Annotated in this window: 19 protein-coding genes and 4 pseudogenes; 3 read left to right on the top strand and 20 right to left on the bottom strand. The window is 46.7% G+C overall.

Annotated elements, in window-relative coordinates:
- The 5 genes and pseudogenes from T456_RS20750 to T456_RS24190 all read right to left on the bottom strand — a co-directional run.
- The coding region (locus T456_RS20750) for an ATP-binding cassette domain-containing protein (RefSeq protein WP_035802756.1) at positions 1-219 on the bottom strand (219 nt) is incomplete at its 3' end.
- Positions 220-277: 58 nt separating this feature from the next.
- Positions 278-1,038: pseudogene (locus T456_RS24200) on the bottom strand (ABC transporter ATP-binding protein).
- Positions 1,039-2,036, bottom strand: a pseudogene (locus T456_RS24395) (branched-chain amino acid ABC transporter permease); the annotation flags it as partial.
- 166 nt (positions 2,037-2,202) lie between these two features.
- A pseudogene (locus tag T456_RS24195) lies at positions 2,203-3,095 on the bottom strand (branched-chain amino acid ABC transporter permease).
- Positions 3,096-3,287: 192 nt separating this feature from the next.
- A pseudogene (locus tag T456_RS24190) lies at positions 3,288-4,453 on the bottom strand (ABC transporter substrate-binding protein).
- Between the two features lie 357 nt (positions 4,454-4,810).
- Between T456_RS24190 and T456_RS0118480 the strand changes: the two are divergent.
- Positions 4,811-5,140 carry a hypothetical protein gene (locus tag T456_RS0118480; RefSeq protein ID WP_024867451.1) on the top strand — a complete coding sequence of 110 codons (330 nt, stop codon included), beginning with the start codon at positions 4,811-4,813 and terminating at the stop codon, positions 5,138-5,140.
- 86 nt (positions 5,141-5,226) lie between these two features.
- Here T456_RS0118480 and T456_RS0118475 read toward each other — a convergent pair whose 3' ends face one another.
- A complete protein-coding gene (locus tag T456_RS0118475; RefSeq protein WP_024864985.1) occupies positions 5,227-5,583 on the bottom strand; it encodes a hypothetical protein in 357 nt (118 codons plus the stop codon).
- Positions 5,584-5,810: 227 nt separating this feature from the next.
- Between T456_RS0118475 and T456_RS0118470 the strand changes: the two genes are divergently transcribed.
- Positions 5,811-6,083 (top strand): hypothetical protein, encoded by a 273-nt coding sequence (locus tag T456_RS0118470; protein WP_024864984.1) that lies wholly within the window; start codon positions 5,811-5,813, stop codon positions 6,081-6,083.
- Between the two features lie 65 nt (positions 6,084-6,148).
- Here T456_RS0118470 and T456_RS0118465 read toward each other — a convergent pair whose 3' ends face one another.
- The 12 genes from T456_RS0118465 to T456_RS0118415 form a co-directional block, all read right to left on the bottom strand.
- A complete protein-coding gene (locus T456_RS0118465; protein WP_024864983.1) occupies positions 6,149-7,426 on the bottom strand; it encodes a chloride channel protein in 1,278 nt (425 codons plus the stop codon).
- Between the two features lie 21 nt (positions 7,427-7,447).
- Positions 7,448-7,780, bottom strand: a complete 333-nt coding sequence (locus T456_RS0118460; protein WP_024864982.1) for an Hpt domain-containing protein — start codon at positions 7,778-7,780, stop codon at positions 7,448-7,450.
- 11 nt (positions 7,781-7,791) lie between these two features.
- The gene (locus tag T456_RS21750) at positions 7,792-8,721 is read right to left on the bottom strand and encodes a putative bifunctional diguanylate cyclase/phosphodiesterase (RefSeq protein WP_051465072.1); all 930 of its coding nucleotides are present in this window, start codon (positions 8,719-8,721) and stop codon (positions 7,792-7,794) included.
- Positions 8,684-9,568: a response regulator gene (locus T456_RS21745; RefSeq protein ID WP_051465071.1), complete on the bottom strand. Its 885-nt coding sequence runs from the start codon at positions 9,566-9,568 to the stop codon at positions 8,684-8,686. The genes T456_RS21750 and T456_RS21745 overlap by 38 nt, the downstream gene beginning before the upstream one ends.
- A gap of 131 nt (positions 9,569-9,699) precedes the next feature.
- A complete protein-coding gene (locus tag T456_RS0118450; RefSeq protein ID WP_024866284.1) occupies positions 9,700-10,359 on the bottom strand; it encodes a hypothetical protein in 660 nt (219 codons plus the stop codon).
- Between the two features lie 33 nt (positions 10,360-10,392).
- Positions 10,393-11,184 carry a class B sortase gene (locus tag T456_RS20720; protein ID WP_197026914.1) on the bottom strand — a complete coding sequence of 264 codons (792 nt, stop codon included), beginning with the start codon at positions 11,182-11,184 and terminating at the stop codon, positions 10,393-10,395.
- Between the two features lie 4 nt (positions 11,185-11,188).
- The gene (locus T456_RS0118440; protein WP_024867449.1) at positions 11,189-12,253 is read right to left on the bottom strand and encodes an LCP family protein; all 1,065 of its coding nucleotides are present in this window, start codon (positions 12,251-12,253) and stop codon (positions 11,189-11,191) included.
- Positions 12,254-12,264: 11 nt separating this feature from the next.
- Positions 12,265-12,711 (bottom strand): hypothetical protein, encoded by a 447-nt coding sequence (locus tag T456_RS0118435; protein ID WP_024866279.1) that lies wholly within the window; start codon positions 12,709-12,711, stop codon positions 12,265-12,267.
- 17 nt (positions 12,712-12,728) lie between these two features.
- Positions 12,729-13,559 (bottom strand): polysaccharide biosynthesis tyrosine autokinase, encoded by an 831-nt coding sequence (locus T456_RS0118430; RefSeq protein ID WP_024867448.1) that lies wholly within the window; start codon positions 13,557-13,559, stop codon positions 12,729-12,731.
- A gap of 12 nt (positions 13,560-13,571) precedes the next feature.
- A complete protein-coding gene (locus tag T456_RS0118425; protein WP_024866481.1) occupies positions 13,572-14,306 on the bottom strand; it encodes a YveK family protein in 735 nt (244 codons plus the stop codon).
- Between the two features lie 18 nt (positions 14,307-14,324).
- Positions 14,325-15,053, bottom strand: coding sequence for a CpsB/CapC family capsule biosynthesis tyrosine phosphatase (locus T456_RS0118420; protein ID WP_024866480.1), 729 nt, complete (start codon positions 15,051-15,053; stop codon positions 14,325-14,327).
- Between the two features lie 308 nt (positions 15,054-15,361).
- Positions 15,362-16,834 (bottom strand): ISLre2 family transposase, encoded by a 1,473-nt coding sequence (locus tag T456_RS0118415; RefSeq protein WP_024864352.1) that lies wholly within the window; start codon positions 16,832-16,834, stop codon positions 15,362-15,364.
- Between the two features lie 212 nt (positions 16,835-17,046).
- Here T456_RS0118415 and T456_RS0118410 point away from each other — a divergent pair, with 212 nt between their 5' ends.
- Positions 17,047-17,229, top strand: a complete 183-nt coding sequence (locus T456_RS0118410) for a DUF4250 domain-containing protein (RefSeq protein ID WP_024866479.1) — start codon at positions 17,047-17,049, stop codon at positions 17,227-17,229.
- 44 nt (positions 17,230-17,273) lie between these two features.
- Here T456_RS0118410 and T456_RS0118405 read toward each other — a convergent pair whose 3' ends face one another.
- Both T456_RS0118405 and malQ read right to left on the bottom strand, forming a co-directional pair.
- Positions 17,274-18,302 carry a LacI family DNA-binding transcriptional regulator gene (locus T456_RS0118405; protein ID WP_024866478.1) on the bottom strand — a complete coding sequence of 343 codons (1,029 nt, stop codon included), beginning with the start codon at positions 18,300-18,302 and terminating at the stop codon, positions 17,274-17,276.
- Positions 18,295-19,812 carry a 4-alpha-glucanotransferase gene (gene malQ, locus T456_RS0118400; protein WP_024867447.1) on the bottom strand — a complete coding sequence of 506 codons (1,518 nt, stop codon included), beginning with the start codon at positions 19,810-19,812 and terminating at the stop codon, positions 18,295-18,297. Before malQ ends, T456_RS0118405 begins: the two co-directional genes overlap by 8 nt.
- Between the last annotated feature and the right edge of the window lie 157 nt (positions 19,813-19,969).

The raw sequence follows: 19,969 nt of genomic DNA, 5'->3' as shown, positions 1-19,969 counted from the left end.
GGGAATCTTTGTAAGCTCCTGTCCCTTGTACTTGATCTCTCCGCTGTAGGCCTTTAAAAGCCCCGACAGAGTATGAAGGGTTGTGGTCTTGCCGGCTCCGTTGGCACCTATCAGCGCCACGATCTCTCCCTTGTCAACGTGAAAAGAGATACCTTTAAGCGCCTGGATAACGCCGTAGTATACACTTAAATCCTTTACTTCAAGGATTGATTCTGCCATAAGTAAATCTCCTATTCTTCGTGTAAAACCTCAGCAAGTGCTCTACTCGAGGGATACTCTACTCGCCAAGATAAGCTGTGATAACCTCCGGGTTAGACAGCACCTCTTTTGTCTCTCCCTGGCACAGTACGCGGCCGAAATTCAGTACCGTGAGCTTCTCACAGATACCTGAAACCAGCTTCATATCATGCTCGATAAGGAGGATAGTCATATCAAATTCCTGGCGGACCATTGCGATGGTATCCATCAGCTCTTTGTTCTCATTGGGATTCATGCCCGCTGCGGGCTCATCCAGCAAAAGAAGCTTCGGCCCTGTAGCCATGGCTCTTGCAATCTCCAGCTTTCTCTGCTTGCCGTAGGGAAGATTTGCAGCCAGTACGTCCCTTGATCCGTCAAGATCAAAGACCTTTAAAAGACTCATGGCTTCATAATCCATCTCTTTTTCCACTTTCCTGTACTTGCCCACGTGGAGCATTCCCTCAAGGGCACTGTACTTGAACTTTCTCCGCAAGTCCAAACCTTTACGTTGTCTATAACCGACATATTCCTGAAAAGCCTGATGTTCTGGAAGGTCCTTGCGATTCCCGCATGATTTATCTCGATGGTACTCTTTCGGGTAATGTCATCACCGTCAAGCCTTATGATGCCTTCGTTGGGCTTGTAAACGCCTGTAAGCAGGTTGAACACCGTAGTCTTGCCGGCTCCGTTGGGACCGATAAGGCCGTAGAGCTCGCCCTTTTCAATGGTTATGTTAAAGTTATCAACGGCTCTCAAACCGCCGAAGGAAATGCTTAAGTTATTTACATCAAGAAGTGCCATTTATGCCCACCCCTTTTTCTTGCCTGTGAGAATGCTTATGAGGTTGAGACCTCCAAAAGTCTTCTTACGCCATGCGATAACCTTGGGTGACCAGTTCACGATCATCATGATGATCAGCACAATTGAATAGATCAGCATACGATAGGTATTCAGTCCTCGAAGCATCTCGGGAAGCATATACAGAATGCAGGCTGCAATAACGCTGCCCCTGATATTTCCGATGCCTCCAAGAACCACATAAACCAGGATCATGATGGAAGCATTATATCCGAAGTACTGGGAGGAAGCCGTCAGTGTGGTGATGTTGTGGGAGAAAAGAACTCCCGCTGCTCCGGCGATAGCTGCCGAAATAGTGAAAAGCATCATCTTATATCCGGTCACATTGATGCCGGTTGCTTCAGCTGCTATATAGTTGTCACGGATGGCCATGATGGCACGACCGTCTCTGGAATTCACCAGATTCTGCACGATGAAAAAAAGAGATATCAGAAGAACCACGATACCTATGGTAAAGTTTGCGTTGTGAGGTGTTCCCGTAATACCCATGGCTCCGTTGATGATAATTGGTCGCCGTCCTTCTCCATGTTAAGGTCCATGGCGCTCTTCATGGTGAAGTGCAGGCCCTTACTGTCGATACCGATGTAGAAAGAGTTGATGACGTTCTTGATGATCTCGCCGAAAGCCAGAGTAACGATGCAAGGGTAATCACCCTTAAGACGAAGTACCGGGATACCGATGAGGAAACCAAACAGAGCCGCAACGGCTTATTCCAATGATGAAAGCCATAAGGAATCTTGGCACTGTAGGGATGATCTGTTCCGTTGCCCGGGAAAAGAATGCGCTGGAGAAAGCTCCAAGGCACATAAAGCCGCAGTGTCCGATACTGAGCTCTCCCAGGGATACCTACGCACAGGTTAAGTGCAACGGCTATTACCGCATAATAGGTCATGGGCACCAGTAGTCCCTTTAAGTGGCTTTGAGAGGTTTCCGGTAAGCATCAGGACCCTCAAGGATTATATAGGCGCAATTAACAATGCCGTATGTGATGAAATTGGATTTTTGTGTTTTTAGACATAAAATATCTCCTTTATAAGGAAGTTACGCTCTCGCTTTGGCTCGCCGTAAACAAAGGGTCTATGCTAGGCTCGACAGTACCTCGCCAAGCTAGACCTTTTCCTGCACCTTCTTTTCCCAGGATTCTGTTGGCTTAACCAAAAGAACGATTACCAGAATGCCGAAAACAATGGCATCCGAAAGCTGTGATGAAATATAGGTCTTTGACAGGATCTCTACTATTCCCAGAACAAGTCCGCCGATCATGGCGCCCGGAATTGAGCCGATACCTCCAAAGTACCGCTGCCACGAAGGCTTTGATACCGGGCATTGCTCCCGTATAAGGTGAAAGGGAAGGATATGCGCTGCAAAGAAGAGCTCCCGCAACGGCTGCCAGGGCAGAACCGATAGCAAAGGTCAGTGCAATGGTCTTATTGACGTCGATTCCCATAAGAGCCGCTGCCGCCTTGTCTTCCGAGGCTGCAAGCATGGCCTGTCCCTGTTTGGTCTTGTTGATAAAGAGCTGAAGCACAATGAGGATAACAACACTCACCAAAATGGTCACGATGGTAACTCCCTGGATCTTGAGCTGTCCTCCCGCAAAGGATACGCCCTCCCAATTGATAACTGAAGGTGAATGGATTTGATATCTGCGCCGTAGATAAGAAGTGCTATATTCTCAAGAAGATAGCTGACGCCGATGGCTGTAATAAGCACACCGCAGAGGTGAAGCTGCACCTCTTAAAGGCCTGTATGCCACAAACTCCGTTGTGACAACCAAGAAGTGTACAAAGAATAATGGCGACTATTATTCCCAACCACTGAATTGCCGGAAAGTGCGGCACTGACGGAAAAGATAATATAGCAGCCCACCCATGATAAAATCTCCGTGAGCAAAGTTAAGCATCTTAGCAATTCCGTAAACCATAGTGGTATCCCAGCGCTATAATCGCGTAGATACTCCCCAGGCTTAGTCCATTAATGAGATAGGTCAAAAAACTCATCTCGCACCTCCACAATTTCTTTTCACCAAAATATTTCTACCAACAATATAGAGAACAAGGGATGCCTTTGACAGCATCCCTTGCTGATTTACTTTATAAATTTACTTAGGTCCCAAGGTAGTTCTGCTCTCGAACTTCGTTCGATCCAGAACGAGGTTCGAACCAGACTCGAAACTACCTCGTCAGGTTCTCTCACTCTGCTGATACGTAAACACCGTTCTGGATTACAACAGCCTTTGGGCTCCTTGTTAGGCTCACCTGATGCCTGACCAGGTCATCTTGGAAGATGTAAGTCCTGAAGCCTCGATCTGTACCATAGCGCCCTTAACTGCATCGCAGATCTCGATACGCTGCTTGCAGGTGTAACGCCGGCCTTCTCGATAGGCTGCCTTAATGATGTAAACAGCATCGTAAGCATCAGCTGCGAACTGGTTGGGTGTCTCGCCGTATTTCTCGTTGTACTTCTTAACGAAGTTAACAGTAAGCTCATCTGTAGCATCAGCTGCGAAAGGTGTAAGAAGCATAAGTCCCTCTGCAAGTGATGTATCAAAGTTCTCAACAGTAAGGATACCGTCCATACCGTCTACACACGAAGAATGTAGGTGCATAGCCCATTGTGTTGGCCTGTGTAAGGATCAGTGAAGCATCTGAGTAGTAGATAGGAAGGAATACCAGGTCAGCGCCTGCATCCTTAGCCTTCTGAAGCTGAACAGAGAAATCTGTGTTGTTATCCTGTGTGTAAGCCTCAGCTGAAATACTTCGTAGTTCTTGCCCTCTGACTCCTCAACAAACTTCTGGTAGATACTGGAAGAATAAACGTCTGAGTTGTCATAGATGATACCAACCTTTGTAGCAAGGTTGTGATCGTTTATGTACTGAGCGGAAGCAATACCCTGGTTGGGATTCTGAGAAACATACACGGAATACGTTGTCATACTTAACGCACTCCTCAGCAGATCCTGAAGGTGTAAGCTGGAACATATTGTCGTTCTTGGTGTTCTCTGAAACTGCGATTGAGCAGGCAGATGTGGTTTGATCCTACAAGGAGCTGCATTCCCCAGTCCTTAAGTGTGTTGTAAGCGTTAACTGACTTCTCTGCATTGAGCTCGTCGTCTTCTGTCTTGTACTCAATCTTTGTATCCATTGATACCGCCTGCCTCGTTGATCTCATCAACAGCAATCTGTGCGCCGTTAACAACTGCATTACCGTAAGCAGCAGCTCCGCCTGTAAGGGGACCAATAGCTCCGATCTTGAATGTATCTGAACCTCCCTGCTGTGATGCGCCGCAACCGGCAAGCATTGAAACAGCTAAAGCAGAAGCCATAACAACGCTGAAGATTTTGCCCGTCTTCTTCATAATTATTTCCCTCCTCACAAAATGTATATTTGTATACAATTTTTATTTATTATCTTACGTTAAAGTATTACATTGAAAAAGTCAAGAGAGAGTACGTATTTTTATTTGATTGCATTAATGTTTTATGCTTGTTAAAATTGTTCTATAGGGGGAAATGCATATGCTTCATTTATCATATGTGGGGATAGCCTTTTCGCTGGTATTTTTACATCGTGTTCGGTGTAGCAGTGAGGTTCATGGAACTGCCTCCAAAGGCCAGGAACAAGGCGAGGCTGATCATCCTGATTACTTCCGTGATGACATTTTTCGATATCTACCCTGTGCGCCGGAATTTTCAATCTTCATTCCGGGGCTTACATGTATGGCGCAATTTTCCTTGTTTTATCCCTGATCGCACTGATCTTTGTGCTTGCAATCCTCTTTGAACTCCACCAGATCAACACCAGAGTCAAGATGAGAAGGTTCATGGTGCTGTTTGATATTGTGGACCGCTATATAAACGAGGGCAAGTCCAGAGAAGAGATCATGTCCTACCTTACAGGTATCCAGAAGCTGACCCACAAGGAAGCCGCAGATTTCCTTGAATTCATTTCGGATCCCACCAATCACCAGTTTTTGGTCGACGTCAATGAGAAGATTCAGGAAGCCAAGGTTATGCAGAAGGCTTCTACGGATTACTTCAGATAAATAAATATGTACAAGCAAAGCGGGAGCTCATCGGACACCGATGAACTCCCGCTTTTTTATCTGCCACCTACCTATTTCGATTGTTATCACCCAAACAGATCTATGGTATTTCCTGCCATAGCATAGGACATTGCCTGAGTGTCCTGACTGTAGCCTGTGGTCATTCCCTGGAACTTGGCTGCCACGTCGTTATACATACGATTGGCTTCCTGGGACTTTCTTACCACATTGGCTGAAAGCTTTAACGGATCGCTCTCTTCATCTGAGGGTGTCAGTGCCTGTGCGTTGGGGTACCTCACGGGAGGTACGTTCATCACCGCACCGCTCATGCCGGTCTCGATGAAGGAATCCGACACATCCGACTCATTTTTTAAGTTGTAGTTGAGCGGCTGTATAAAGCTCATGCCGTAGGGACTGCCTACAGCGCCGATTGATAAACTCATATTTTTTCCCTCTTATCGCAAGAAAGGTTAACATAGTTTTCCCTGCACAGATAATCATACCTTCCCACCGTCCTCAGGTTCAATTATGCGCTTGGGAATAATATCTAAAAAGATTATGTAATATCATAAAATTTTGTTAAATTTTATGATATTATATTTAAGAGGGGTTATTACTTAAGCCTTCGGAAATTCAGTAACTTTTGTAGCAGAGAAAGGAGCACCTGATTATGTCTAACCAGCTGCAATATTCTCCCTTCAAACCAAACTTGAAGACAGCCGAAGTATTTGCGTGGGGAGATCCGGAGTATAATCTTTTTGACCAGCTTAACGATAAGTACGAGGAGAAGCACCCTGAGTTCAGGGAGCTCTCAAGCTATGAGAAAATGGTCATTAAACAGCAGATCCATCATGAGGCCATCGGGCTGACACCGCTCAACCTGATAACCGACCTTGTTTCCGATCCGCAGTTTGATGAATTCCGGGCCATAGAAAACCTGTAATAACAACAAATAAAGTCGTCTTTCCTTCGCGGGAAAGGCGACTTTTATTTTTTGCTTTTTTCTTTTTATCTGGTCTCTCTGTTTACGTATTTGTTATGGAACTTGGAATACATGATCTTCTGGCTGCTGTAGAGCCCCGTATATCCCGAGAAGGTGTAACTTAAGGCGATTGCCAGAAGGTAATAGGGCATTCCCTTAAATCCAAAGAGCTCAAAGCATATGAACAGCGATGATATCGGGCAGTTGGTAACTCCGCAGAAAAGAGCTCCCATTCCGATTGCGGCACAAAGAGCCGGATCGAAGCCTCCGATCTGAGAATAGAGGCACCCGAAAGTGGCACCGATATACAGAGCCGGAACGATCTCACCGCCCTTATATCCCGCGCCAAGGGTCAGCGCAGTAAAGACTATCTTAAGAAGGAAGGCGTAATAAGGCGCCTCCCCCCTTATGGCCATCTCGATAACGTTCATGCCGGCACCGTTGTAATATCTTGTCCCCGACAAAAACGTCAGTCCCGCAACGATGCATCCGCCCACAAATATACGAAGGTACGGATTGGCAAAGAACTTTCTGTAGGCCTTTCCTGTCACTTTTAAGACGCTGCAGAATATAACGCTTAAGATTGCGCATAGGATTCCCAAAAGCCCCGTAAAAAACGCCTGATAAAGGGTAAATTCAGGGACAACGTTCACTGCGAAGGTCTCTCCCGCAGCTCCGAAGAAAGAACTTACTCCCTGGGCTATAAGAGCCGATATAACACAGGGCACAAGGGCTGAATAGTACATTACTCCCACATTCTCAATTTCCATAGCCATAAATGCGGCTGTCATGGGAGTTCCGAAAAGTGCCGAGAAAGCGGCGCTCATGCCGCACATGGTGATGATCTTTACATTTCCTTCCTTCAGCTTAAAGAGCTTGCCTAAATTATATCCGATACTGCCGCCCATCTGTAGTGCCGCGCTCTCACGTCCCGTGGATCCGCCGAAAAGATGGGTCAGAGTGGTAGAGATAAAAATAAGGGGAGCCTTAAACCAGGGAAGATTATCCCCTTCCTGGATAGACTTAATGACAAGATTCGTGCCCTTGTCCTCGTAGTCCTTGCACAGCCTGTACAGGAATACTATCAAAAGACCTGCCAAGGGAAGCCCAAGTATTATGTAATCATGTTCGGTTCTGAATCTGGTCGCCCAGCCTATGGAAAGAGAAAAGGCAGCTCCGATTGCTCCCACCACCATTCCGGTGATGGATCCCAATATGAGCCACCTGACCAGTACTCTTATCCTGCCTTTGATATCCATATCAGACAGCTGTTCCTTAAGATGTTCAAAGATGTTTTCTTCCATGTTGAGTCTCTTTTGCCTCGATCAAAGATTTATTATCTGCTGCCGCTGCTCCATGAGCTTTGCGTAAGCCTGTGTATAGTCCATGGCATCCTTCTTGCGAAGATGCTCTGTCACCTCACATAGTGTATCATAAAGAGGCGTGAGTGCAAGATTTCCGATGACTCCCTTCAGGGCATGGGCCATTTCGAAGGCTTCGTCCATGTTATTGTCCTTAAGGACCTGGCCCAGGTTCTCAAAGCGATCGTCGGCCAGCCCAAGCTCTATCATCTCCAGATAAAAATCCTCCATACCCATGCATCTTTGCAATCCGTCATCAACGTCCGCGCCGTATGATCTAAGAGAGTCTAAAGTCATGCTGTCTCCTTTCACCTAGCTGCCATTCTGCTCTTCTCTATAAGATGTCCGAACTCCGTAGCAGAAACCGGCTTGGAAAAATAATAGCCCTGAATGATATCGCACCCTGCCTTTTTAAGGAGAAGATACTGACTGGCTGACTCAACTCCTTCGGCAATAACCGGAACCCCCAGGAATCTGGCAATTTCCAGAACAAACTCCACCATGCTCATTTCCTTGTTGTTCTCGGCAATATCAGTGATAAAAGCCATGTCAAGCTTCAGCGCATCAATGGGCAGGGAGGTGAGCATATTCAGTGAGGAGTACCCTTTTCCGAAATCGTCCATCTCCACCATAAAGCCTTCGTTTCTAAGCCCCTCAACAACGCCCTTTATCTGGGTCACGCTGTCGGTATAAGCCGTCTCTGTTATCTCAAGATGCAGTTCACTTGCGCTGATGTTGTTTTCGGCAATGATCTGTTTAAGATAATCCACAAGGTCCGGGTCATAGATATCCACCCTTGAGACATTTACCGAAATGGGCACTGCCGTACCGTACAGATCCTTCCAGCGCTTAAGCTGTTTTGCCGCCTCGCGCCACACATATCTGTCCAGCTCCTTTATACGTCCGTTCTCCTCAAACAGCGGCATGAAAGAATCCGGTCTTACAAATCCGAACTCGGGATGCTTCCACCTGATAAGAACCTCTGCGCTGCAGAGCCTTGGTGTGTCTGTGGTTATATCGTACTTTGGCTGGAAGACCACCATGAACTGGTGCTCCTCAAGCGCCTTGTCCATATCTCCGAGAAGCCTGGCCTCATACAGCTCTTTTTCATGCATCTGATTGTCATAAACTGCGATATGAGGTGAATGGATATTCTTGGAAATGGTATTGCTCGCAGCAGTAGCCCTGTCAAAGCGCTGCTCAAGATTTGCCGAGCGGTAAAAGATCCGGATACACACCGATCCTTATCCTGGCATCCAGGGGCGATAAAATATCCGATATTCTCTGTACAAGCATGTCTTTAAGGAGGCTGTAATCCTCCTGATGCTCAATATACATGTAAAAACAGTCAGCATTGTATCGACAGGCAACGCCTCCGCAGGATCTGGCAACTTCCCTTGCGGTCATGGCAATCACCCTAATGAGGTTATCACCCATTGTCCGTCCGTAGAGCTCGTTTACAAGATGAAACTTGCAGAAATTAAGGACAACTGCGTCCACCTGCTGATCGGGATGGAACTTGTCGTACTCTCTTGCATACTGGAAAAAGAACTCCTTGGTCATAAGCCCCGTAAGGGAGTCAACACCGGTCTCCACGATAATATTTCTGTCTATGGAAAGTTCGATGGCTCTTTTTACCCTGGCTTTTATGACCTCGGGAGAATCGTAGGGTTTCCCAAGAAAATCCACTGCGCCTCTTCGAAGGCTCTCTACCTCCTCGGTCTTCGCAGCGGTGATCACGATGACGGGGATATTCTTAAGGGAGTCGTCATCCCTCATGCCGTCGAGAACGAAATACCCGTTTCCGTCATGCATATAAAGATCCAGGAGCACCAAAGACAGGAAATCCTTCTGCTCCTTTATTATGGTCAATGCCTCCGCTCCGCCCTGAGCGAAAACTATATCATATTCTTCCTTGAGGATATTGCCAAGGATACGCAGATTAACGGGCTCATCATCTACAATGAGGACCGTCCGCCTGAAGTCCTTCTCGTATTTCGCGCCAATATCAAGTCTTGTATTGCCATCAAAAGTCATCGCATCATCCTTAATTAAATCATTCTGCGGTTCCAGCAATCTGTCCATTAATTATAACGCACCCTAGCGAAAAATGGCTTTTTTATGGCTTAATTTTCGTAAATATTTAGATTTACCGGCAAAACAAAAGGCGCCCAAGACGGGCGCCTTAAAGGCCTAAAGGCTATATTGTCAATTTGTTAATTTGTCACTGTAGCAAGAGCAGGTACTCTGATAAATGCTACAGGTCCGTGTCCTGTCATGTTAACCACTACGTGGTCCTTACGGATCTCAGCTACCGGAAGCTGTACCCAGCCCTTCTTCTGCTGCTGATAAACCGCAATGTTATCTCCGGCTACAACGCCGCTGCAATAGAAGTTGCACTTTGCTGATGTGAATGCAACACCGGGAGAACTTGTCTGCACACAGTTGATAAGCACACCGCCAAGGCTTCCTGCCAGCTGGTTTGCCGATGAAATTATACCGCTGTTGGGTACGGTAAGAACAAAGGTCACATTGCTCTTGTTTCCGTTGATCTCAACGTGTCCGCCCTGGGCAACTGTATTTCCGTAGTATGCTACAGCATTATTTCTCTTAAGTATGGCGCTTCTGGGCTCTGAAGGAGAAGGCGTTCCCGTTCCGCGTCCGCCGCCACCGCCGCCTTTGTTCATGGCTGCCTGAACAGCCTTGGTGAGGTTCTTGATCTCTCCGGTGAGCTGATCGATCTCATTCTGGAGCTTCTCGATGTCCTCGGCAGTAACACTGCGTGAGCCCTCCAGTTCCTGTTCAGCGGCATATGCGCTTATAGATGTTGAAACCATGATTACAGATGCAAGTACCAGAGCTAGAATCTTTTTCATTTTTTGCGCCTCCATACTCTTTATTATTTGTAATTATTCGTCTTCCGGGTCTGAATAATCAATGTACCTGTCAATCTCCCCGCGAACATCTCCCACAAGACATCCGATAACCACAGTCTGTTTGGAGGGATCATCGTTATTCCGAGTGGACAGTGTTATGAGGAAGTTCTCCACTTCCACAGCTCTTTCCCAGCCGCTTCTGATGTTTCTGTTCATGGTCTTGGAAGAGAAGATCTCATCCAAAAACTCCCGGCATCCCTTGGCGTAGGAAAAATCGTACTGCTGCAAAAGCTTTTTGTCCTCTCTGCTGTAAGCAGCGAAAACATAGTAAATAAGGGCATTCCCTTCGGTGTAAACATAAATGTATTTGTGGTCCTCAAAATAGGCTCTGTCCAGGAACTTATTAAGCCCCGCGAACATGGTCCCGTCCTCCGGAGCGCTTCCCAGAAGAACTTCGTTGAAATCGCACATATCCTTCAGATTGGCGGCCTCAATATGTATTGCCCCTTTGGGATCCTCCTGCCGGTACACATTATGGGTCAGGTAAAAAGAGTCATCACCCTCCGAATTTTGTACCACAGGATAATCGATCTCCGTATCCGGCAGATACAGCCATGCGAATATATCGCTGTTAGCCTCTTTCAGTTTTTCAAAGTCCACATGAGAATCGGTCGCACTCTCGTCTCTGGCGCCCTCGGCAACTGCCGAAGCCTCTTTTCCGGCCGCTTTACCGCAGCCCGTAAGAACCGTAAAGATAAGAAAAACAGCGAGTCCGAATTTAAGGGTATTCATGCTTACGTTTTTATATCGACATGTTTTTCCCATTTCTTTAGCCCACATTGTCAATTTCTTCATAAAAAACTTCGATTATTGTCCTGTACAGGTCCTCCTCATCCACATAAAACTCTTCAAACTCACCATTCTTGCGGGTTTCACCCTCTATCATATGAAGGCTTGAAGAATCAAAAGAATACCCTGTAATATCCGGAGCAAGATAACTGATCTCGTCCGCGGTAATATTTGTCACGGTCTTACTGCTGATGGCGCTGAACAGCTCAACTGCAGCATTGGGATTTTCCGCTGCGGTCTTTCTGGCAGCTTCGATAAATCCGGTGATATACTGCTTCTGTCTCTCGAGCCTTTCATCACTGGATGCAAATTTGCTCATATCCCTGGCTCTTAAGTAGGCATAAGCCGTCTCGCCCTCGAGATGAACCCGGGTTCCCTTCACCAGCTTTTTATCCCATTTTGTAAGGTCCTCAAGGACAGTGACATCAACTCCGCCAACCTCATCGTTGATGATGGGGATAGCGCTCATGTTGATGGCTGCATAACCATGGATGGGAAGCTGATAGAACATATTGGAAACAGCCTTAACCTGATAGTTGCAGCTCTCCTCCATTCCGTTTCCGAAGCCGTGCTGTGTGGCGATCTGCGCAACAACAGTATTCTGGTATCTTCCGTACTCATCGTAGATATCCACATCCGTCATGGAGTTTCTGTTTATACCAACAATCTTTATGGACCGGTTTCTTGGATTGAGCACCAGAAGGAAAAGAGAGTCCGCCTGACCACCCTTGGTTCCTTCCTCCATCTTCTTGACCGTCTCATCATCCTTATCTATTCCCATGACAAGAAAGGTAGTGATGTCCTCGTTATAGTCGTAGACCTTGCCGTCATATCTGACCCAGTCCGACTCCCAGCCGGATTCCGAACTCTCCGTACTTGCGGCATAATATTCACTTTGAGCCATCATGGGCGCAGTGGTAGCTGATTTGGTGGATAGGCTTGACTTTCCAATAAGCCTGAAGGCCTCAAATCCAACCAGTCCCAGTGCTATAAGTGTCATAAAGCTCGCCCATATGATGAGAAAAACTCTGCCTTTTCTGCTCATATATTAAGCTCCTACAAGTCGCTGCTTGCCTCTGAGGCCGCATCTTCCTGCGTACTTTCCAAATTCATTTCAGGGAAAAGAAGCTGCTCTTCCTCTTCTTCGACTACTTCCCCGTCACTTTCAAGATCCTCGATATCAGCGGGAAATACTCTGGATTCCTTTGTCACGTTCCCGCTAAGATCCGATACTGCGTAGTAAACGACTGCCGTGCCTGCATCTCTGTTAAGAACAACCTTTTCCACAACAATGCGGCCGGTAAGATCCCCGTCCTTGGCATCATATGCGTTAATGCCTTCCTTAAGCTGCCTGTCCGTGGTCTGTGAATCATACACCAGCTCAAGGGCTGAGAATCTGAATTCCGGTGCTATCCTGTCGCTCCTGCCGTAAGCCAGCACGATCAGGACAACGAGAACGCCGCTCAGTATGGTAAAAAATATCCCCAGAAGATTTCCTCTCACTTTTTTCTCTCCAATACTCAGTCTTTTCTGGTAACTCCGGCAAGATAATTAAGCTCATCCAGGTCGTCATCGTCAGGTTCCGTTCCCGGCTCCGGAGTTTTGGGCCTGGAGGGAGTTTCGGCATTGTCCTCCCCGTATTTACCGTAATATTTGCCATAGTATTTCCCGTAATACTTGCCGTAGTAACTGCCGTAGTGGCCATAATAGCCCTTTCCGGAGATGTCCACCTTATTGAGGACAACTCCCAGCATCTTGGCTCCCGCCTTGTCCAGCTGATCCTTGACCCTCTGGGCAAACCTGAAGCTGATGGCATTGCTCTCAATGACCATAATGGTGCCGTCGCACTGCTTGGCCACAACAGCCGCATCGATAACACTTCCAAGAGGCGGCGTATCTATGATCACATAGTCAAATACCTGTTTCATATTCTCAAGAGCCTTGCCGAATATCCTGCCTCCCAAAAGCTCACTGGGATTGGGCGGCACAGGTCCCGCAAAAACAACGTAAAGGTTGGGAGTATCGGTCTCGCAGATGACACTGGAGAGCCTCTCTCTTCCAACAAGGCAATGGGTAAGACCGAGCCTGACTGAGCCGGTCCTGTATCTTCCCACAAGTACCGACTTACGCATATCCGCGTCCACCAGAACAGTCTTTTTCCCAGCTTCGGCAAAAGCCCTGGCCAGAGCCATGGCAACGGTAGTCTTGCCTTCTCCCGGGGTACAGCTGGTAACCGAGATGACCCTCACATTCTGTCCGCTGAATTCCACGTTACTTCTAAGGGTCTTATATGCTTCTTTTATCTGATAGTTGTTTTCAGATTGGCTGAAATGAAGCTTTGCGCTCTGCATAAGCCCTCCCGTTTACTTCTTTTTCTTATCGGACTTTTTTCTGGATTTCTTTTTGTCCGTCTCCTCAGTGGTGAGAGGAACAAGAGCCAGGGTACTGAGCCCAAGGTACCTCTCCACATCGTCGTTGCTCTTTATGGTGTCATCAAGAAGATAGCCAAGGATAACAAAAAATGCGATGGCAAGTGCTCCGAGAAAACCTGCTATAACAGTCCACCTGGCAACGCTGGGCCCTGACTTTCTTGTGGGAACATTTGCGGTTTCCGCAACGTTGATGGCGTCAATATCCATAACGTTGGTGATATGTTCGCTGGCAACCTCCCTGATGCAGTTGGCTATCTGCATTGCCATCAGGGGATCCTCATCTCTGGCTGTTATTGCCACGATTCTGGTGTCCGAAGGAGTATCAACCTTAAGAACATCTGCCAGATCCTCATAGCCCATATCCACCAGGTTAAGTCTCTGGATAACCTCCTCCAGAACATACCTGCTCTTTATAAGCTCCGCATAGTCCTGGGTCAGCTGGGTGGAAATCTGCACATCCGAATAGGTGACGGTCTGGTTCTCCTCCTTGTTCAGGATGTATATCTTTGTGGTGGAATCATAAACGGGATGCATCACAAACTTGCTGATAAAAAGACCTGCCAGCCCAAAGAACACGCCGGCGCTGATTATCAGGAATGCTCTTCCCAAAAGTACCGAAAACAGTTCCCCCAGATTAATTTCGATAATGTCGTTTTTGTTTCCCATTGGGTAACTCCCCGTCTGTCAGTCTATCATCTGATTTCTGATAACATTGGCAGGATTTACAAGAAAAAGAGCCTTCGCATAATCCTCCCCGAATTTGCGCTCCACGAAGCTCCTGCAATCCGCAAGTTCCGGAGCGCGTCTGCCCGTATCATGGGCATCCGTGGCCACAAAATGCACCAGTTCCTTCTTAAGAAGCTTCCTGGTAAAATGTGATATTCCAAATCCGTATTTGCCCATTACGCTGGAGGCGTTAACCTGTATGTAGCATCCCATATGTATCATGTCCTCCACGAAGGCGGGGTGGGAAACCACATCGCTGTATCGCTCCACATGGGCGATTATCGGTATATATCCTGCCGATTGTACTTCAAAAATGGCATTCTGTATTGCTTTGTATTGATTGGTGGGATGAAACTCAACCAGCACATAATCGGACCCTGCCAGGGAGCATATCTCCCCTCTCTCCAGCTGATCCCTGGTCTCGTCGCAATAGTAAATCTCGTTTCCGGAAAAGAGCTTTACATTTATGCCCTTCTCTTTGGCGGCCTCCTGGAGGCTCTTTCTGTAAGACACATTGTGAGCAGGAGAGACATTGTGGTGCATGGGTTTGTGATGAGGAGTAAGAATCATGTGGGTAATGCCGTTCTTCTCGGCAATCCGCAGCATTTGAAGACTCATCTCCAGATCGCGGGAACCATCGTCAACCCCCGGCATAATGTGGCAATGTATGTCGATTGAAGGCTGCATTATATTCCTCAAACTACAATCTATCGATAAAATGTTTATAATATTACACACTAATTATACACCCACAAATTGCACCCTTTCAACATCGTGGGTATTGGTTGACGGCGTAAATTTACTGTAGGATTCGAAAGGGTAGATTGCCCCTGTGATCAGTTCAGATGTTCAAACCTTACTCATTATAGCGCCTGGTTGGAGGACAGTTCAAGGCTGTCATTCTAATCCTTGGTCTGTAGTCAAGCAGATCAAGGATAGGTGTGCGCTCTGGCGCACTTTATTCAAAGGCAGAGGCGTCAGCCTCTGGCTTCCTTTTAGAACAGTTTCCAGATGTAGTTATGCATTCCGATGCTCATCCACTTCTTCAGCTCTGAACTAAGCTCTACCTGTATGCTATCGACATACTTTCCCCACGCCGGATGGGAATACTGTTTTTCTCTTACATGCGCTACTACAGTCTCTACTTCTTCTGCCCCAGCAGCCTTAGGCATTACTGTCTTCTGGTAACGCACAAGTTCCAGCATATCCCTTTTGTTCCATGTATAGGCACTGAGTCTTGCCATCTTATCAGCGCCTTTTCGACTCCAGCCCATTGGAGTCATGCTCATTCTTTTTGACAGGACATGACTGACATGACCTTCAGTACTACATCCAGGAATCCTCCTGTATCTAAGCCTTGTCTTGGCTGCAGACCAGTTATCAAGTATATAATCAGCGCCTTCTTGCACACGTTTCATTTCCTTGTCGTTTGAGGCATGATATTCAAGCATATCTACCACAGACAGGAAATCTTCCTTACTTCCATCCTTGATCATTTCACAGAGAAGCTTTCTGGCATCATCAGCACTATCCATCAAATGGTTTGTCATCTTTATCAGGTATTTTTTGAGGTGGAACTCGTCCATCACATATGTGATGCCACTTATCCTTTTTCCCCCAGCCTTAATCCAGGCTCCACCATCTGCTCCTAGGTATATCCTCTTTATGCTGCTTATGTCATAGTTGTTGTCAATATATGTGTAGACTTCATCCCAGAGTTCACTGTTTGCTTTGCCTTCATAAGAACCACAGAAGAAATGGGCATTAACAAGGTGATGTCTTGTACTCTTGGGAGCATCCTTTTCAATGCCCTCATGAACATAGATAAGCTTGTTTATCATTCCATTGAGTTTTCTTCCATACTGGTTGACCTGGAGATCCCCCTTTTCCTTCTGGAACTGAAGCGACACATGATCTTCATCAGCCTCTATATACAGATACTCAACCTTGCGTTTTCTGCCTCTTCTTTTCTGTTCCTTGGGGAACTCGAGAGCATGTATCTTATCCTTTACAGTCTCTTTGCTGACCTCATCAAGGATGCTTGCTGCTTGTCCACCTTTACGATAAGAGGTCTGAACGCTCTCTGATAAGAGCTGTGCTATGGCATCTTCTGACATCCTTTCATGAGGGTCAAATGAAAGCATGTCATCCAGTAGATATCTGCGTTCTCCAGTCACCTTGTTCTTAAACAGTGTCTTGGAAAACATAACCTTTCCAATTGAGGTGATAAGAGACTTCTCGTCAGTCCTTACCACTTCCCATCTTTCCTTTCTCACAGGACTGTCTTTTAATATCTGGTTGCAGGTTGTAAGGGTTTCAGAAATGTAATCCAACGCCATCTGAAGCGCTTCATTCCTGACCTTGTATATGAAACCTGCAAAGTCTCTCGGATCCTCTGAAAAATCTTTTGATGCCTTCTGAAGATTTGGTACTCCATTCTCAATAAAATGCTGTATACTATTTAACACAAGGGGACTCCTCCGTTTGGTTATTTTGGCTTGGACACCGTAAATAACTATATCACGAAGGAAATCCCCTTTTTCAATTAATCCTACAAAAACTTTACGCTAGCGTATTGGTTTATACTTTTTTCAATATATTGTGATTGTGGGGAGAGGTCGACATCCACCATGAAGTGTTGGGCAGGGCGAAAACTTTAATTATAAGGAGGAACATAATTATGTTACCGCAGGATCCTGTAATCTTACTTAGCTACATGAATACTCAGCTTCGAGACAACTACAGCTCCCTGGAAAGCCTGGCGGAAGGCCTGGACGTTCCTTATTCGGAACTTGAAGACGCCGTAAAAAGCTTAAAAGAAATGGGCTACGCCTACGACGCAGCCCGGAATAAGTTTGTATGATGTTTTTCAAAAATAATTCTTTCTTTTGGCTTAACCTGTATCTCTTATATCTCCCTTGTGCTCTCTCCCTTGATGAGGTCGCCGGGGAAGATGATGTGGCGGTGATAGCTCTTCTTGTCGATGATGTCAAAGAGAAGGCGTACTGTCTCTCTTGATATGTCGGCAAGGGGCTGTCTTATTGTGGTGAGCCTTGGAATCGAGTACTCTGCAAGCTCCTGTCCGTCGAAGCCCGCTACACTTACATCCTCGGGAACTCTAATGCCTGCATCGGCAAGAGCCCTGAGGGCACCAACGGCAAGTACGTCGGAGATGCAGTACAGAGCTGTGAACTCCTCGCCGGATTCGATAAGAGCCCTGGCTGTCTCGTAGCCGTTATGCATGGTGTAGATCTGCTTATCAACATATCTTATGAGGTTGTCATTCACCTCGATCCCGTTTATCTTCAGCGCTTCCAGATAGCCTTTAAGACGAAGCTGTACTACCGAAGGTGTCTCGCTTCCCTCGGTCATTATGGCTATCTTCTTATGCCCAAGGCCGATAAGGTACTCCACCAGCCTGCGGCTCTCCTTGGCATCGTCAACAGATACCGTGGAGTAGGCATTCTTGTTAAGGTCATCTGCAATATCGGAGCCGATGGTGGCAAATACCACAGGGATATTCAGCTGCCTTAATCTGTCGGCTGACTGCCTTGCATTTCCTCCCATGAAGATGATGCCGCGAAGCCTCTTCTCTTTTTCAAGTTCCAGAGCAACATCCACCTCGTCCTCGTAGGCCTCAACGTGCCTTAAGACCAGGGCATATTTCATCTTCTCGATCTCTTCCTCAACCACAGCAATCATGGGAGCAAAGAACGGGTTGGTAATACCCTTTACCAGCACCGCGATGCACTTGGCATCGGTCCTCTTCAAGTTCCTGGCGCTGTTGTTGGGAATGTAGCCGGTCTCCTTGATGACCTCCATTATTCTCTTTTTGGTCTCCGGATTGATATCCGAATGATTATTGATAGCTCTTGAAACGGTGCTGACACCTACGCCGCAGCGCTTGGCTATCTCAACAATTGTTATCTCAGCCATTTAATCTACCGTAAATCCTTGCAAAATCGTGCATTTTTGATGACAGCTCTTTTGACAGGGCGTCCTTCTTCATTCTCCATACCCAGTTGCCTCCAAGGGTTGAAGGAGTGTTGATCCTTGCGTATGAGGGAAGCTCCAGGTAATCCTGCATGGGGATGATGGCAGTGTCGGAAACACTTGCAAAGCATGCTCTTATGCAGGCCCATACTGCGTCCTTGCCGCTCTTAAGCCCAAGATACTCTTTGGCAAACTTCTTGTCATTTCTGGGAAGCTGATCAAACCAGCCTCTTGTGGTCTCGTTGTCGTGAGTTCCGGTGTAAACAATGCAGTTGGGAGTATAGTTGTGAGGCAGATAGTCACTCTCCTCCCTTGAATCAAAGGCAAACTGCAGGATCTTCATTCCGGGGAATCCGGTCTTCTTAACCAGCTTAATAACAGAAGGTGTAAGGAATCCAAGGTCCTCTGCGATAACTTCCTTGTCTCCAAGTTCCTTCTTCATGGTATCAAACAGATCGTAACCGGGGCCCTTTCTCCACTCGCCATTCTCGGCAGTGGGGTTTCCGAAAGGAATAGCGTAATACTCATCAAAGCCTCTGAAATGGTCGATCCTTATTACATCGTAGAGCTTGTAGCAGTGGGCGATTCTCTTCATCCACCACTTGTAGCCTGTCTCTTTGTGATAATCCCATCTGTAAAGAGGGTTGCCCCAAAGCTGGCCTGTAGCACTGAAGGCATCGGGAGGGCAGCCTGCAACATCAATGGGGGTGTTCTTCTTGTCCAGTAAAAAGAGCTGTGGATTAGCCCAGGTATCTGCGCTGTCAAAGGCAACATAGATCGGGATATCACCAACTATACGGATTCCCTTCTCGTTGGCATAGGACTTAAGGGCTGTCCACTGGGCGGAAAAGAGATACTGAAGGAAGCTGTAGAAATCGATCTCCTCTGCAAACTTGGCTCTGGCAGCCTTTAAAGCCGCGGGCTTTCTGAGCCTAATTCCCTCATCCCATGTATTCCATGCTCTTCCGGAATTGTCATTCTTAAGAGCCATGAAAAGAGAATAGTCTGCCAGCCAGTCATTGTCTTTGGATTTCTTGAAGGCCTCAAACTCCTTCATGAGCTTCTTTGAAGAAGCCACTTCCTCTCTTCTGTCATAGGCTTTTTTCAAAAGCTTAAGTCTGCTCTTATACTGCTTCTCGTAGTCTATATACTCCTCGGAGCCTCCAAAATCGCATTTGTCGGCCTCAGCCTCCGTAAGAAGCCCGTCATTTATCAGTGCCTCAATATCTATGAAGTACGGGTTTCCGGCAAAGGTAGAGAAGGACTGATAGGGAGAATCCCCGTAGCTGGTGGGACCAAGGGGAAGGATCTGCCAGTAGCTCTGTCCCGCATCCTTCAAAAAGTCCACAAACTCATATGCCTCTTTTGAAAAGGTTCCGATACCGTACTTGGACGGCAGGGAAAATACCGGCATTAAAACTCCACATCTTCTTTTACTCTTCTGTTTAGCCATAATCTCTCTCCTCATAAAAGCGTACTTCTTATATCACATTTATTATGATCTGCAATAAAAACTACGGAAATTAGTCGCCGTTCCCGGTAACGTTTCCGTAGTTCTACTTTACCACATTTTCGCTGTTTTTTTCAAGGTGAAGTTTGCGCTGTTTCTT

This window comes from Butyrivibrio sp. FCS014 (genome assembly GCF_000526935.1).
Classification (GTDB): Bacteria; Bacillota; Clostridia; order Lachnospirales; family Lachnospiraceae; genus Butyrivibrio.
Note: the sequence above shows the minus strand (reverse complement) of the source record. Positions and strands in the feature narration are given on the sequence as shown.

Bases quoted from the DNA above. Each gene is read 5' to 3' on its own strand.
- T456_RS0118480 (WP_024867451.1), top strand. From the start codon at position 4,811: ATGTATGGCGCAATTTTCCTTGTTTTATCCCTGATCGCACTGATCTTT.
- T456_RS0118475 (WP_024864985.1), bottom strand. From the start codon at position 5,583: ATGAGTTTATCAATCGGCGCTGTAGGCAGTCCCTACGGCATGAGCTTT.
- T456_RS0118470 (WP_024864984.1), top strand. From the start codon at position 5,811: ATGTCTAACCAGCTGCAATATTCTCCCTTCAAACCAAACTTGAAGACA.
- T456_RS0118465 (WP_024864983.1), bottom strand. From the start codon at position 7,426: ATGGAAGAAAACATCTTTGAACATCTTAAGGAACAGCTGTCTGATATG.
- T456_RS0118460 (WP_024864982.1), bottom strand. From the start codon at position 7,780: ATGACTTTAGACTCTCTTAGATCATACGGCGCGGACGTTGATGACGGA.
- T456_RS21745 (WP_051465071.1), bottom strand. From the start codon at position 9,568: ATGGACAGATTGCTGGAACCGCAGAATGATTTAATTAAGGATGATGCG.
- T456_RS0118450 (WP_024866284.1), bottom strand. From the start codon at position 10,359: ATGAAAAAGATTCTAGCTCTGGTACTTGCATCTGTAATCATGGTTTCA.
- T456_RS20720 (WP_197026914.1), bottom strand. From the start codon at position 11,184: ATGGGAAAAACATGTCGATATAAAAACGTAAGCATGAATACCCTTAAA.
- T456_RS0118440 (WP_024867449.1), bottom strand. From the start codon at position 12,253: ATGAGCAGAAAAGGCAGAGTTTTTCTCATCATATGGGCGAGCTTTATG.
- T456_RS0118430 (WP_024867448.1), bottom strand. From the start codon at position 13,559: ATGCAGAGCGCAAAGCTTCATTTCAGCCAATCTGAAAACAACTATCAG.
- T456_RS0118425 (WP_024866481.1), bottom strand. From the start codon at position 14,306: ATGGGAAACAAAAACGACATTATCGAAATTAATCTGGGGGAACTGTTT.
- T456_RS0118420 (WP_024866480.1), bottom strand. From the start codon at position 15,053: ATGCAGCCTTCAATCGACATACATTGCCACATTATGCCGGGGGTTGAC.
- T456_RS0118410 (WP_024866479.1), top strand. From the start codon at position 17,047: ATGTTACCGCAGGATCCTGTAATCTTACTTAGCTACATGAATACTCAG.
- T456_RS0118405 (WP_024866478.1), bottom strand. From the start codon at position 18,302: ATGGCTGAGATAACAATTGTTGAGATAGCCAAGCGCTGCGGCGTAGGT.
- malQ (WP_024867447.1), bottom strand. From the start codon at position 19,812: ATGGCTAAACAGAAGAGTAAAAGAAGATGTGGAGTTTTAATGCCGGTA.